Source organism: Phycicoccus duodecadis (assembly GCF_002846495.1).
Classification (GTDB): Bacteria; Actinomycetota; Actinomycetes; order Actinomycetales; family Dermatophilaceae; genus Phycicoccus; species Phycicoccus duodecadis.
Window position 1 is genome coordinate 2,391,273 of sequence record NZ_PJNE01000001.1, and the last position, 14,073, is coordinate 2,405,345.

At 76.0% G+C, this 14,073-nt stretch carries 13 protein-coding genes; 2 read left to right on the forward strand and 11 right to left on the reverse strand.

Going from position 1 to position 14,073, the window contains the following annotated elements:
• Positions 1–5: 5 nt before the first annotated feature.
• From ATL31_RS11165 to ATL31_RS11175, 3 genes are read right to left on the reverse strand one after another with little or no spacing between them, the layout of a single operon-like run.
• Positions 6–1,985 (reverse strand): acyl-CoA dehydrogenase family protein, encoded by a 1,980-nt coding sequence (locus tag ATL31_RS11165; RefSeq protein WP_101395834.1) that lies wholly within the window; start codon positions 1,983–1,985, stop codon positions 6–8.
• Positions 1,986–2,042: 57 nt separating this feature from the next.
• Positions 2,043–2,876, reverse strand: coding sequence for a PfkB family carbohydrate kinase (locus ATL31_RS11170; protein ID WP_101395835.1), 834 nt, complete (start codon positions 2,874–2,876; stop codon positions 2,043–2,045).
• Positions 2,873–3,847, reverse strand: coding sequence for a nucleoside hydrolase (locus ATL31_RS11175; RefSeq protein WP_245862317.1), 975 nt, complete (start codon positions 3,845–3,847; stop codon positions 2,873–2,875). The genes ATL31_RS11170 and ATL31_RS11175 overlap by 4 nt, the downstream gene beginning before the upstream one ends.
• Before the next feature lie 178 nt (positions 3,848–4,025).
• Here ATL31_RS11175 and ATL31_RS11180 point away from each other — a divergent pair, with 178 nt between their 5' ends.
• Both ATL31_RS11180 and ATL31_RS11185 read left to right on the forward strand, forming a co-directional pair.
• Entirely contained in the window at positions 4,026–5,282 is a 1,257-nt protein-coding gene (locus ATL31_RS11180; RefSeq protein WP_245862330.1) for a glycoside hydrolase family 3 N-terminal domain-containing protein, read from the forward strand.
• 97 nt (positions 5,283–5,379) lie between these two features.
• Complete coding sequence (locus ATL31_RS11185; RefSeq protein ID WP_101395837.1) at positions 5,380–7,077, forward strand: NAD(P)/FAD-dependent oxidoreductase; 1,698 nt, start codon at positions 5,380–5,382, stop codon at positions 7,075–7,077.
• 15 nt (positions 7,078–7,092) lie between these two features.
• Here ATL31_RS11185 and tsaD read toward each other — a convergent pair whose 3' ends face one another.
• From tsaD to ATL31_RS11225, 8 genes are all read right to left on the reverse strand, one after another.
• Complete coding sequence (gene tsaD, locus ATL31_RS11190) at positions 7,093–8,136, reverse strand: tRNA (adenosine(37)-N6)-threonylcarbamoyltransferase complex transferase subunit TsaD (protein ID WP_101397537.1); 1,044 nt, start codon at positions 8,134–8,136, stop codon at positions 7,093–7,095.
• On the reverse strand, positions 8,129–8,650 hold the full coding sequence (rimI, locus tag ATL31_RS11195; protein ID WP_101395838.1) for a ribosomal protein S18-alanine N-acetyltransferase: 522 nt from the start codon (positions 8,648–8,650) through the stop codon (positions 8,129–8,131). Before rimI ends, tsaD begins: the two co-directional genes overlap by 8 nt.
• Positions 8,647–9,315: a tRNA (adenosine(37)-N6)-threonylcarbamoyltransferase complex dimerization subunit type 1 TsaB gene (tsaB, locus tag ATL31_RS11200; protein WP_211284019.1), complete on the reverse strand. Its 669-nt coding sequence runs from the start codon at positions 9,313–9,315 to the stop codon at positions 8,647–8,649. Before tsaB ends, rimI begins: the two co-directional genes overlap by 4 nt.
• Positions 9,309–9,797 carry a tRNA (adenosine(37)-N6)-threonylcarbamoyltransferase complex ATPase subunit type 1 TsaE gene (tsaE, locus tag ATL31_RS11205; protein ID WP_425440329.1) on the reverse strand — a complete coding sequence of 163 codons (489 nt, stop codon included), beginning with the start codon at positions 9,795–9,797 and terminating at the stop codon, positions 9,309–9,311. The genes tsaB and tsaE overlap by 7 nt, the downstream gene beginning before the upstream one ends.
• Positions 9,794–10,945, reverse strand: a complete 1,152-nt coding sequence (locus ATL31_RS11210; RefSeq protein ID WP_101395840.1) for an alpha/beta fold hydrolase — start codon at positions 10,943–10,945, stop codon at positions 9,794–9,796. Before ATL31_RS11210 ends, tsaE begins: the two co-directional genes overlap by 4 nt.
• The gene (gene alr / locus ATL31_RS11215) at positions 10,945–12,111 is read right to left on the reverse strand and encodes an alanine racemase (RefSeq protein ID WP_101395841.1); all 1,167 of its coding nucleotides are present in this window, start codon (positions 12,109–12,111) and stop codon (positions 10,945–10,947) included. The genes ATL31_RS11210 and alr overlap by 1 nt, the downstream gene beginning before the upstream one ends.
• A 136-nt stretch (positions 12,112–12,247) precedes the next feature.
• On the reverse strand, positions 12,248–13,702 hold the full coding sequence (locus ATL31_RS11220; protein WP_101395842.1) for a bifunctional ADP-dependent NAD(P)H-hydrate dehydratase/NAD(P)H-hydrate epimerase: 1,455 nt from the start codon (positions 13,700–13,702) through the stop codon (positions 12,248–12,250).
• Entirely contained in the window at positions 13,699–14,064 is a 366-nt protein-coding gene (locus ATL31_RS11225) for a holo-ACP synthase (RefSeq protein WP_101395843.1), read from the reverse strand. The genes ATL31_RS11220 and ATL31_RS11225 overlap by 4 nt, the downstream gene beginning before the upstream one ends.
• Between the last annotated feature and the right edge of the window lie 9 nt (positions 14,065–14,073).

Sequence of the window (14,073 nt, forward strand, 5' to 3'; positions counted from 1 at the left end):
GGGCCTCAGCCGACCAGGTCGCGGGCGCCGAGGACCCCCGGTGGGATGCCGAAGGCCTCGACCAGCGGGGCGGCCACCGGGCGCAGCCGGCGCAGCAGCGTCGACACCTCGCGGGTGATGGCCTTCGACCGCGGCGCCGAGAGCCGACCGTGCTCGAGGAACCAGCCGCGGTCGGCCTCGATGGTGGCGAGGGCGTGCAGGTCGCAGAGCGCCGCGAGGGTGTCACGGGTGGGCCCCTCGGGCTGCGCGCGGACCCGGGCCACGAAGGCCTCGAGCACCAGCCGTTCCACGTGCGAGCGGGCCGCGGCGATGACGTGGTCCTGCACGGCGCTGAAGACCGTCCCGGGCGCGGTGCCGGCGGCCACGCCGGCCTTGAGGCGGCGCGCCACCCCGGCCAGCTGGTGCTCCTCGCGGTAGCGCAGCATCGCCAGCTGGTAGTCGGGGTCGAGCAGGCCGGCCTCCTGGTCCCAGCCGTCGCGGCCGCCGGGCAGGACGTCGCGGATGCGCTCGAGCAGCTGGTGGGCGGCGGTGCGCTCGATGACGGTCTCGACGGCCAGGCCGGTGACGAAGCGCACCATCCCGAACTGGTCGAGGTCCTCGAACTCCGAGGAGTAGTCGGTGAGGAGGCCCTTGGCCACGAGCTGGAGCAGCACGTGGTTGTCGCCCTCGAAGGTGGTGAAGACGTCGGTGTCGGCCTTGAGGGCCGAGAACCGGTTGGCCGCCAGGTAGCCGGCCCCGCCGCACGCCTCGCGGCACTCCTGGATGGTGGTGGTGGCGTGCCACGTGAGCAGCGCCTTGGTGCCGGCGGCGCGCGACTCCAGGGCCCGGCGGGCGCGCTCGTCGGCGTCGGGGGTGCCGGCCGAGAACACCTGGTGCAGCTGCCCGGCCACCTCCTCCTGCGCGCAGGAGAGCGCGTAGGTGCGGGCGAGGAGGGGCAGCAGGCGGCGCTGGTGCATCCCGTAGTCGAGCAGGAGGTCCTCCACGCCCGGGGTGGTCGCCTCGAACTGGCGGCGGCGCAGGGCGTAGCGGACGGCGATCTCGAGGGCGACCTTGGACGCGCCGAGGGCCGCACCCCCCACGCTGACGCGGCCCTGGACCAGGGTGCCGAGCATCGTGAAGAAGCGGCGGTCGGGGTTCTCGATGCTCGAGCGGTAGGTGCCGTCGTCGTCGATGGTGGCGAACCGGTCGAGCAGGTTGCCCCGGGGGACCCGCACCTCGTCGAACCAGATGCGCCCGTTGTCGACGCCCTCGAGCCCGAGCTTGGCGCCGCAGTCCTCGATGCGCACGCCCGCCAGCACCTCCCCGTCACGGCGCAGCGGGACCAGCACCGCGTGCACCCCGTGCCCCTCGCCGCCGACCTCGAGCTGGGCGAAGACCACCGCCATCTCGCCGTCGTCGGCGGCGTTGCCGATGTAGTCCTTGCGCGAGGCGTCGTCGGGGGTGGTCACGACGATCTCGTCGGTGTCGGCGTCGTAGCGGGCGAGGGTGCCGAGAGCCTGGACGTTGCTGCCGTGGCCGGTCTCGGTCATCGCGAAGCAGCCGAGGAGGCGACCGCTCACGAGGTCGGGCAGGTAGGCCTCGTGGTGGCGGGCGGTGCCGAGCTGGAGGACGGCGCCGCCGAACAGGCCGTACTGCACGCCGGACTTCACGAGCACCGAGAGGTCGCCGTAGGCCAGGGTCTCGAAAGCCGCGACGGAGGCGCCGATGTCGCCGCCCCCGCCGTACTGCGGTGGGAAGCCGTGCCCGGACTGGCCTCGGGCGCCGATGTCGACGACGAGGTCGCGCACCCGGCGGCGCAGCTCCGCGCGGGGCAGGTCGACCCGCTCGTCGAGGATGGGGGCGTGCTCGACCAGCTGGGCCCGGACCTGGTCGCGGACCGCGGCGTGAGGGCCGTCGAGGAAGGCCCGCAGCGCGGCGGCGTCGCCCTCGAGCGGCGGCGGCGTGCGCGGGGCGGCGGTGCGGGAGGCGGCGTCAGTGGAGGCCATGGCGCCACTGTGGCACGGGCACCGCGGCCACGGCAGGGTTCGCGACCGAGAAGTTACTCACAAGTAGGGTTCAGGCTGGGCTCCCTCGTGGCGCACGGCGTCGGCCCCCGCGGCGAGCGCCGCGGCCAGCGCGTCGGAACGGTCGGAGCCGCGGGCCAGGGCGGCCGCGAGGGCACCGCAGAAGGCGTCACCGGCCCCGGTGGTGTCGGCCACCTCGTCGGCGGGCACGGCGACGGCCGGGAGCGTCTGCCCGTCCCACGAGGCGCCGTTGGCACCGAAGGTGACCAGGAGCGAGGCCGGCTGCGCGCCGGACTCGGCCAGCGCCTGCATCTCGTGCTCGTTGGCCACGAGCGGGTCGGCCAGGGCGACCACGTCCGGGGGCAGGGCGGCGTAGGGCGCGATGTTCAGCACGACGCGGGCCCCGCGCGCCACGGCGCGCCGGGCGGCGACGCAGACCACGGTGCGGGGCACCTCGAGCTGGAGGACGAGCACGTCGCCGGGCCCGAGGAGGTCGACGGCGGCGACCTCGCGCTCGTCGAGGGCGTCGTTGGCGCCGGGCACGACGACGATGGAGTTCTCGCCGTCGTCGCTGACCTGGATCATGGCGTGCCCGCTGGGGACCCCGTCGCAGGTGCGCAGGGCGCCGACGTCGATGCCGCGGTCGGCGAGCCGGGCACGGTAGGCGGCTCCGCCGTCGTCGTCGCCCACGCAGCCGACCATCAGCACCTCGGCCCCGGCGGCCGCGGCCGCCACCGCCTGGTTGGCGCCCTTGCCGCCGGCGAGCCGGCGTAGCCCGTCGCCCAGCACCGTCTCCCCCGGGCGCGGATGCCGCTGCACCCGCGTCACGAGGTCGACGTTGAGCGAGCCCAGCACCATCACCCGGCCGCTCATCGCTCCTCCCCCGCCACGGTGCGCAGCCAGAGCCCGGCCAGCGCGGGCCCGTCGCAGGCCAGCGTGACGTCGACCTGGGCCGGCGCGAGGCCGTGGGGATCGTGCTCCATGTCGCCCGACCAGTCGCGGCGGTCGACGATGGTGCGCCCGCGGGTCCACGAGCCGGTGAGCTCGACGCGCACCGGCAGGCTGCGCGTCTCGAGGGCCTGCGGCAGCAGCAGGGAGGCGACGGCCCCCGCGTCGCCGATGGTGGCGCCGTCGTTGGCGAAGCGGCGGTGGTGGAACGAGATGAGGTCGGCGGCCAGCCGGGCGACGGGCGTGTCGACGGCGCGCAGGGCGGTGACGTCGGCGTCGGTGACCTTGGGGTCGTAGAACACGTCGAGGCCGTACATCGTGACGGGCACGCCCAGGGTGGCGCAGGCGTCGAGGACGATGGCGGTGGCCTCGGGGTCGTGGAAGACGTTGAACTCGGCCGCGGCGGTGGCGTTGCTGACGTCGGCCCCGCCGCCCATGAAGACGATGCGGCCCAGCCGGGCGAACGACGCCGGGTGCAGCCGGGCGAAGATCGCGACGTTGGTCATCGGCGCCAGCGGCACGAGGGTGACCGGGTCGCCCTCCGCGGCGGCGGCGTCGGCCACCTCGCGGAGCAGGTCCACCGCCGAGCGCGGGTCGGGAGCGAGCGTGGGCGCCGGCATCCCGAGGTCGGCCATGCCGTCGGACCCGTGCACGTGGCGGGCGTCGACCGGCTCCTCGAGGAGGGGTCGGGCGACCCCGACGCCGACCGGCACGTCGGCGCGTCCGGCGGTCTCGAGGACGGTCAGGGTGTTGCGGACGACGTCGGCCAGGGGGGCGTTGCCGCCCACGCAGGTGACGGCCCGCAGGTCGAGGCCCGGGTGCAGGGCCGCGAGGAGCAGCGCGCAGGCGTCGTCGACACCGGTGTCGACGTCGAGGACGAGGGGGATGGTCGGCACCCCACGATCATGGCGCATCGCGGCCGGGGGCGTCGGGCGGCGTGGACACCCCTCCCCGCGCTCCGGGGACCGGCCCCCTGGGACCGACCCTCCTGCCGCCGGCGGGGCCCGTCGCCGGTCTCGTCTGTGGCCACCCGCACGATTCCACTCCACGGGGACGGTCGCGTAGCGTCGTCGCGTGACCAGCCGCACCCGCCCCGTCCGCCGCCGCGCCGCCGTCACCCTCGGTGGCGCGCTCGCGCTCGCGGTCGCCGGCTGCTCCGGTGCCACCCCGGCGGCCCCGCCCGTCACGAGCGCCACCCCGGCCCCCAGCACCTCGAGCGCCGGCCCGACCACCTCCCCCTCCCCCGTCCCCTCGGTGACGGCCACCCCGTCCTGCGTCGAGCAGACCGAAGGGTCCCTCACCGAGGACCAGCGCATCGGGCAGCTGCTCATGGTCGGCTTCGACACCAACGCCTCGCTGACCTCGCTCGACGACGAGATCGTCCGGGACCACGTCGGCAACGTCATCTACCTCGGCGGCTGGTACGGCGCCGACAAGGTCACCCGTACCTCCGAGCATCTCCAGGGACTGGTCTCGAAGGCCGCGACCGGCGGCGTGGGCCTGCTCGTCGCCGCCGACCAGGAGGGCGGCGAGGTGCACCAGCTGCGGGGCGAGGGCTTCACCCGGCCCCCCACCGCCCGCGAGCAGGCCCAGATGTCACCCGCGGCCCTCACGAAGGCCGCCACCGGGTGGGCCCGCGAGCTCAAGGCCGCCGGCGTCAACGTCAACCTCGCCCCCGTCACCGACACCGTGCCCGCCGACCTCGGCCGCGCCAACGAGCCCATCGGCAAGTACGGGCGCCAGTACGGCTCCGACCCCGCCACCGTCGAGAAGGCCTCCGAGGCGTTCATCATCGGGATGCTCGAGGGCGGGGTCGAGGCCACCGTCAAGCACTTCCCCGGGCTCGGCCGCATCCGCAACAACACCGACTTCAGCGCCACCGGCATCACCGACGCCACCACCTCCGCCACCGACCCCTACCTGCAGCCGTTCCGGGCGGGGGTCGAGGCCGGGGCGGGGCTGGTCATGGTGGGCTCGGCCCGCTACACGAAGCTCGACCCCGGCGTGCCGGCCATGTTCTCGACGCCGATCGTCACCGACCTGCTGCGCGGCGACCTCGGCTACGACGGGGTGGTCATCACCGACGACGTCAACGCCAAGGCCGTGGCGGCCACCCCGCCGGCCGAGCGTGCGGTCGCGGTCGTCGAGGCCGGCGGCGACATCGTCCTGACCGGCGACGCCTCGGTCGCCCCGCGGATGGCCGCGGCGCTGGCGAAGCGGGCCGCCGCGGACCCCGCGTTCCGCGCCCAGGTCGACGCCTCCGTCACGCGCGTCCTCACCCTCAAGGACAGGATGGGCCTGCTCCCCTGCTCGCGGGGGCCGCAGGACTGACGCCGGGCGCCCCTCGCGGGCGGCCGCCTCCGCATTCCGGTTCCGCCCGGCGCGTAACCCCCTGGGCCCGCGGCGCCGAGCCGCCTAGGCTCGAGGGGTGAGCGTCCAGCCCTTCCCCGGCTCCCCCACCCCCGTCCTCGTGCTCGTCTCCGGCGAGCACGCCGAGACCCTGCGAGAGGTCTTCTGGCGCTACTCGCGCGAGTACGACATCCGCACCGCCACGACCTGCCGCGAGGCCTGCGCCGTCACCGCGGCGGCCCTGGCCGAGGGGGCTCCCGTCGCGATGTTCGTCTCGGACTCACGGCTGCCCGACGAGGACGACGTGCTCGCGGCCTTCGCGCAGTGGCGCACCCTGGTCCCCACGGCGCGGCGCCTCGTCGTCTCGCCGTTCGACCGCTTCCTGGCCGACGCCCCCGGGCTGCGGGCGGGCATGGCCCAGGGCAAGTACGACGCGTACCTGCTGATGCCACGCGGCACCCGCGACGAGGAGTTCCACTACGCCGTCACCGAGCTGCTCAGCGACTGGGGCTGGACCACCACCGACCCGGACATCGTGGTGGCCAAGATCGTCGCGCCGGCCCACGACCCGCTGGCCCAGCAGATCCGCGACTTCTTCGAGCGGATGGGGATGCCCTGCCGCATCATCACGCCCGACAGCGAGATCGGCCGCCGGGTCGCGACCGCGTTCCCCGCCGACGCGGGGTATCCGCGGGTCTGGGCGGTCAACCGCGAGCCCATGGTGGCGACCTCCGTGCGCGACATCGCCCGCTCGTTCTTCGAGACGCCGGCCGAGCGCGAGCTGGCGGCCGAGACCGACCCCGAGGTGGTCGACGTCGCCGTCGTGGGCGGTGGGCCCGCCGGTCTCGCCACCGCGGTGTACGCGGCCTCCGAGGGCCTCTCGACCGTCGTCCTCGACGCCAGCGCCATCGGCGGCCAGGCCGGCACCAGCTCGATGATCCGCAACTACCTCGGCTTCCCACGCGGCATCGCGGGGATGCGCCTGGCCCAGCGCGCCCGCAACCAGGCGCTGCGCTTCGGCACCCGGTTCCACACCGGCTGGGAGGTCGAGGAGCTCGTCGCCGGCACCGACGGTGAGCCGCACACCCTGCGCGGCCCCGACTTCGCGCTGCGGGCCCGCACCGTGGTCGTGGCGTCGGGCGTGCGCTACCGGCACCTCGGCGTCCCGGCCGTCGAGGACCTCATCGGGCGCGGCGTCAACTACGGCACCGCCATGTCGCTCTCCCGCGAGATGGAGGACCAGGACGTCGTGGTCGTCGGCGGCGGCAACTCCGCCGGGCAGGCGGCCGTGCACCTGGCCCGCTTCGCCCGCTCGGTCACCGTCGTCGTCCGCCGCCCGACCCTGGCCGAGACGATGTCGGCCTACCTGGTGGGCGAGATCGAGTTCAACCCCCGCATCACCGTCGAGCCCTGCACCCAGGTGGTCGACGGCGGGGGCGAGGGCCGGCTCGAGTGGGTGACCCTCGAGAGCAGCGTCACCGGCGAGCGGCGGCGGCACGAGACCCGCGGGCTGTTCCTGCTCCTCGGGGCCGAGCCGCACTGCGGCTGGCTGCCCGGCGAGGTCGACCTCGACGCCCGCGGCTTCGTCCTCACCGGGCGCGACGTGCCGCCCACGCGATGGGTCGACGGGCTCCCGCCGGCCAACCTCGCGACCAGCGTGCCGGGCGTCTTCGCGGCCGGGGACGTGCGGGCCGGCTCGATGAAGCGGGTCGCCGCGGCCACCGGCGAGGGCGCCTCCGTGGTGCCGCTGGTGCACGAGTTCCTCGCACCCGACTGACGCCCCCGGCGAGGCTCAGGCCGAGACCTGCGTGACCGGCATCGAGGAGTCGGCGGGGATGCCGAGGTCGGACGGCGCGCGGCCCTTGAGCACCATCTGCGCCCCGAGGGCCGCGACCATGGCGCCGTTGTCGGTGCACAGGCCCGGGCGGGGCACCCGTAGCTGGATCCCCGCGGCGTCGCAGCGCTCCTGGGCCATGGCCCGCAGCCGTGAGTTGGCCGCGACCCCCCCACCCACCTGCAGGTGAGCGACCCCGTGGGTGCGGCACGCGTCGATCGCCTTGCGGGTGAGCACGTCGGTGACGGCCTCCTGGAAGCTGGCGGCCACGTCGGCCACCGGCACCGGCTCGCCCGCCGCCTCGCGCGCCTGGACCCAGCGGGAGACGGCCGTCTTCAGGCCCGAGAACGAGAAGTCGAAACGGTGCCGCTCGGCGTCGCGCCCGCCGGTGAGGCCCCGCGGGAAGTCGATGACGACCTGGCCCTCACGCGCCATCCGGTCGATGTGGGGGCCGCCCGGGAAGGGCAGGCCCAACACCCGGGCCACCTTGTCGAAGGCCTCGCCGGCGGCGTCGTCGATGGTCGAGCCGAGGCTGCGCACGTCGTGCGTCACGTCGGGGACGAGCAGGAGCGAGGAGTGGCCGCCCGACACCAGCAGCGCCAGGGTCGGCTCGGGCAGCGGGCCGTGCTCGACGATGTCGACGGCGACGTGGCTCGCGAGGTGGTTGACACCGTGCAGCGGCACGCCCAGCGCGAGGGCCAGCGCCTTGGCCGAGGCGACCCCCACCATCAGCGCCCCCGCCAGGCCGGGGCCCGAGGTGACGGCCACGGCGTCGAGGTCGCCGAGGGTGACCCCGGCCTCGCGGCAGGCGCGCTCGATGGTGGGCACCATGGCCTCGAGGTGGGCGCGGGAGGCGACCTCGGGGACGACGCCGCCGAACCGGGCGTGCTCGTCGACACTGGAGGCGATCGCGTCGAACAGCAGCGTCTCGCCGCGCACGATCCCGACCCCGGTCTCGTCGCACGAGGTCTCGATGCCGAGCACGAGGGGCTGGTCAGCCATCACCGACTCCGTTCGTGGACAGGGTCTTCCGCAGGACCAGGGCGTCGACCGGCCCCGGCCGGTAGTAGCCGCGTCGACGGGCGAGCTCGACGAAGCCGCTGCGCCGGTAGAGCGCGAGCGCGGCCTCGTTGTCGGCGCGGACCTCGAGCATCAGATGGGCTGCGCCCCGGCCGCACGCGCGACGCTCGAGCTCGCCCAGCAGCAGCCGCCCGAGGCCGCCGCCGCGGCATCGCGGGGCGACGGCCACCGTCATGACGTCCGAGACCTCACCGCCGTGGTCGAGGCCGGCGTAGCCCGCGATGCCGCGACCGTCGGTGAGCACCACGTAGTCGCGGCGCGGCCGGCCGGCGAGCTCGGCCCACCAGGAGGCCGCCGACCACGCGTCGTCGGGGAAGAGGTCGCCCTCGAGGGCCGCGAGGGCCTCGACGTCGCTCCAGCGGGCGTCGCGCAGTGCGGTGCCGGCGGGCGCCGGGGCCGGGTTCACGGCGGCGCGCACAGCGGTCGTCCCCGTCATCGCGCGGCCCGCTCGGCGGTGGTCAGCGCGTCGGGGCGCCGCAGGTAGAGGGGCTCGACGGGCATCGGCACACCCGCCGCCGCCCGGCGCCGGGCGATCACGCCGAGCACCGCCGGGTCGACGTCCAGGACGTCGCGCACCGCGTGGGGGAACGCGTCGGGGTACAGCAGCGGCCCGCGGCCCGCGGTCGGGAGCATCCGGGTGTGCTCCGGGACCTGGGCCGGCGCCTCGACCGCCGGGTCCCCGAGCGCCCGGGCGCCGTCGGGGGTGTGGGCGTAGCGGGCCCAGTACACCTCGCGGCGGCGGGCGTCGGTGGCGACCAGCACCTCGCCGACGTCGTCGCCGGTGGCCGCGAACGCCTGCTCGGCGAGGGCGTCGAGGCTGCCCACCCCGTACACCGGTACGCCCAGGGCGTACCCCATGGTCACGGCCGTCACGAGCCCCACCCGGAGACCGGTGAAGGGCCCCGGGCCGGTGCCCACGGCGATGTCGGTGACCTCGGCCGGTGTGGCGCCCGCACGGGCCAGCGCGTCGGCGACCAGCGGGGCCAGGTGCTCGGTGTGTGCGCGCGCGTCGAGGACGACGGCCCGCACCGGCTCGGCCTCGCCGGCGAGCACGGCCACGCCGATCGCGGTGGTCGAGGTGTCGATGGCCAGGGTCAGCACGGCTCTCCTCCCAGGGCGGCCAGCACGTCGGGGCCACCCGCCCAGCGCCGGCCCACGCCGGCGACGATGGCGGTGCGCTCCTCGGTGTCGGTGTCGACGTCGAGGACGACCTCGAGCCGGTCGGCGGCCAGCCCCTCGGCCAGCCCGTGGCCCCACTCGACCACGGTGACGCTCTGCTCGACCGACGCGTCGAGGTCGAGGTCGTCGAGCTCGAGGGCGCCTCCGAGGCGGTAGGCGTCGACGTGCACCAGGGCCGGGCCGCCGACGGTGGAGGGGTGCACCCGGGCGATGACGAAGGTCGGCGAGGTCACGGCTCCGCGGACGCCGAGGGCCTCCCCCAGCCCCTGGGTCAGCGTGGTCTTGCCGGCCCCGAGGGTGCCGGTGAGCACGACCAGGTCGCCGGCGCGCAGCATCCCCCCGAGGCGGGCACCGAGGGCACGGGTGTCGTCGACGGTCGGCAGGGCGACCCGCACCGCGCTCACGACGCCGCCCCGCGCCGCCGCCGGGCCGAGCGCCGCCGCTTGGAGATGTCCTGGACCCGCGCGCGCACCCGTGGCTTGCTGCCGGCCGGCACGCCCTCGGCGACACCGCGCTGGGCGCGCTGCACGAGCATCAGCAGCTGCTGGCTGACCAGCTCGGGGTGCTCGAGCATGATGATGTGGCCCGCCTCCTCGACGACGACGTGCTCGGCGCCCGGCACGTGGCGCACGATCTCCTCGGAGTGCGAGGCGGGGGTGATGAGGTCGCGGGCGCCGTTCATCACCAGGGTCTCGACGCCCAGCAGCGGGCGCAGGCCGGGCACCAGGTCGAGGGCGTCGATATCGGGCAGGAACGCCGCCATCACGTCGAACGAGGTCCCGAAGATCATCTCCGCCACCAGGTCGACGGTGGCCGGGCTGACCGGTGACCCGAAGGCCCAGCGGGCGACGACGACGTCCTGGACGCCCTTGCCCATGCGGCGCACCAGCCCGATGGGACCGGCGTGCCGCGAGAGCCGGGTGAGCACGCCCGGGCCGACGGTGCCGACGATGCGGCCGACCAGGCGGCCCAGCCCGAGCTCGGTGACCTCGTGGCCGCCCGGCGAGGTCGACACCAGGGCCACGGCCAGCACCCGCTCGCGCACGAGCTCGGGGTTCTGGGCGCAGAACTTCATCACGCTCATCCCGCCCATCGAGTGTCCGAAGAGCACGACGGGGCCGGACGGGCAGGTGGCCTCGAGGACCTGGGCCAGGTCGCGCCCGAGCCGGTCGACGGTGCACGAGGCCAGGTCGGGGCGCCCCGAACGCCCGTGGCCGCGCTGGTCGTAGCTGACGACCCGGTAGCCCTGGGCCACCAGCTCGCGGCGCTGGAGCACCCACGACTGCATGGTCAGGGCGAACCCGTGCACGAGCACGGCGGTGGGGGTACGGCCCGCGAGGTGCCGCCGCCCCCGGGCGGCGGCGGCCGGCGCGTCGATCTCGACGTGCAGGTCGACCCCGTCGCTGGTGGGGACGACCAGGGCCTCGGTGGCGGGGTTCGACCAGTCCAGCGGGGTGTCGGGCTCGAGCCGGCGGGTGCGGGCCGTGCGCACCCGTTCGCCCACGCGGGCAGCGGCCACGCCGAGGGCCGCGGGGACCGGGGCGCCGGCCATCAGCGGTCACCGCCGACCACGACACGCGGCAGCCGCGGGCTCATCCGGGTGACGATCTCGTAGTTGATGGTGCCCGCGGCGTCGGCCCAGTCCTGGGCGGTGGGTTCGCCGTCGGCGCCGCGGCCCAGGACCACGACCTCGTCGCCGGGCGCCCCGTCGAAGTCGGGGCCGAGGTCGAGCATCACCTGGTCCATGCAGACCCGGCCGGCCACGGTGAGGCGGCGCCCGCCGACCTGCACGGGGCCGCGGTTGCCCGCGTGGCGCGGGATCCCGTCGGAGTACCCCAGCGGCACCAGGCCCAGCACGGTGTCGCGCGGGGTCGTGTACTCGTGCCCGTAGCTGACGCCCTGGCCGGCGCGGGCGCGTTTCACCTGGGTGAGGCGAGCGGTGACCCGCATGGCCTCGCGCAGCCCGAAGTGGGCGGGCGAGCCGAGGTCGGGCACCGGTGAGAGCCCGTAGACGGCCAGCCCGGGCCGCACCATGTCGAAGTGCGCGCCCGGGTTGGTCAGGGTGGCCGCCGAGTTCGCGAGGTGCCGCAGCCCGGGGTCGACCCCGGCGGCCTCGAGCTCGGCGACGGCCTCGACGAAGCGCTGCTCCTGGGCCCGCACGGTCGGATGGGTCGGTGCGTCCGCCCAGGCGAAGTGCGACCAGGTGCCGGTGACCTCGACCGCACCCTCGGCCACGGCGCGGGCCAGCGCCACGGTGAACTCCGGCCAGTCGGTGAGCACCCCGCCGCGGCCGAGCCCGGTGTCGACCTTGGCCTGCACCCGCGCCGGCCGGCCCAGGGCCCGGGCCACAGCCACCACCGCCTCGAGGTTCCACGCGCTGCCCACCGTGACGTCGACGTCGGCCTCGACCGCCGCGGCGAGGTCGGCCTGCGGCGGGTAGATCCAGGTCAGCAGGGGGGCCTGGACTCCGGCGGCCCGCAGCGCCAGGGCCTCCGACAGCTGGGCCACGCCCAGCCAGTTCGCACCGCCGGCCAGCGCGGCGCGTGCGCCGGTGGCCAGCCCGTGACCGTAGGCGTCGGCCTTGACGACCGCCATCACCTGCGCGGGAGCGGCGCGGCGCACCAGCTCGGCGACGTTGTCGGCGATGGCCCCGGCGTCGACCGTGAGCCACGCGGAAGCGCCCGCGGGAGCGGGCTGCGGGGCGGCGGTCTCGGTCATGGGCCGCACCAGTCTAGGTGCGCCTGCCCGGTGGTGTTCGCGCAGGTGGGTCCCCGTCCTGCTGCTCGCGAACGTGTGTGAACACCTGCGGGAATCCCCGGCGTGTACACACACGTTCGGGAGACGGCGCGCGGGCTCAGCGGCGCAGGAGCCCCGCCACGGTGCCGCCCAGGGCGTGGGCCACCCCGAGGGCACGCACCGGCCCACCGGGGTTGGCCCGCTCGGCCGCGACTCCGTGCACCAGCGCCCCGAGCGCCCCGGCCTCGTCGGCGGGCAGCCCCGCGGCCAGCAGCATCCCGAGCAGGCCGGCCAGCACGTCACCGGCCCCGGCGGTCGCGAGCCACGCCGGGGCGTCGGACTGCGACCACACCGGGGCGTCGGCCGCCGGAGGCACCACCAGGGTCACGGCCCCCTTGAGCAGGACGGTGGCGCCCGTGAGCCCGGCCAGACGCCGCGCGTGCTCGAGCGGAGCCGCCTCGACCTCGCCCCGCGCGACCTCCCCGCCGCCCAGGCGCGTCAAGAGGCGGGCGCACTCCCCGGCGTGCGGGGTGAGCAGCGTGACCCGCCCGGACCGCCGGCGGATGACGCCCGCGTCGAGCAGGTCGAGACCACCGGCGTCCAGCACCACCGGCTCCTCGCCCGCCAGGGCGTCGCGCGCGACGTCGAGCTGGGCCTTCGAGCCCGCGGCCCGCGAGGCGGTGTCGAGCCCGGGCCCGACGACCCAGGCCTGCACCCGCCCGACCCCGTGGGTGGCCTCGGGCACGTGCGCCCGCACCAGGCCCGTGGGCGTGGGCGTCCCCACGTAGCGGACCATCCCGGCCCCGGCCTCGACCGCGGCCGTCGTGCACAGCAGCGCGGCTCCGCTGAAGGACTCACCCCCGGCGACCACCCCCACCACGCCGCGCGAGTACTTGTCGTCGCCGGGCCCGGGCACCGGCCACCGGGCCGCGACGTCGTCGTGGTCGAGCCGGCGCACGACCGGGTCGCCCTCGAGCTCGATGCCGACCTCGACCACCGTGAGCACGCCGCACGTCTGCTCGGTGGGCCCCAGCAGGTGCACCGGCTTGGCCACCGAGAAGGTCACCGTCTCGTCGGCCACCACGCCGGCCGGGTCGAGGCTCCCACCGGCGGGGTCCTGCCCCGACGGCAGGTCGACGGCCAGCAGGTAGGCGTCGTCGGGCACGGCGTCGACCCACGCGCGGGCCCATCCGGGCAGGCCGGGGCGGGCGCCGATGCCGAGGATGCCGTCGAGCACGAGGTCGGCCTCGGCCACGGCCGCCGGGTCCGAGGTCAGCACCACCCCGGCGGCCTCGGCCGCCTCACGGGCGCCCTCGTGCACGGTGTCGTGGTGCACCGCGACCGCGGCGTGCCCGGCCTCGGCCAGGCGAGCCAGGGCGTAGAGGGTGTCGGCACCGTTGTTGCCCGGCCCCACCAGACCCACGACGGTGGTCCCCCCCAGCGCCTCGAGCCGGGCTTCGGCGACGGCCACCAGCCCCTCGACGGCACGGGCCATCAGCTCGCCGTCGGGCAGCGTCGCCATCAGCGACGCCTCGGCCGCGTAGACGGCCGTCGTCGAGTACGCCTCGATCACGAGTGACCCGCCTCCCGTTCGGCGACGACCACCGCTGAGGCGATCCCCGCGTCGTGCGACAGCGAGACGTGGACCGAGGTGATGCCGAGCTCCGCCACCCGCTCCGCCACCGTGCCGCGCAGCACGAACTCGGGGCGCCGTCCCTCGCCGCGGTGCACCTCCGCGTCGTGCCAGCCCAGGCCCACCGGGGCGCCGAGGGCCTTGGCCAGGGCCTCCTTGGCCGCGAACCGGGCCGCCAGCGAGTAGAGCGGCAGCGCCCGCTCACGCTCGGTGAACAGCCGCACGGCCAGCGCCGGGGTGCGCTCGAGGCTCTCGCCGAAGCGCGCCACGTCGACCACGTCGATGCCGACTCCGACGATCACGGCGCCACC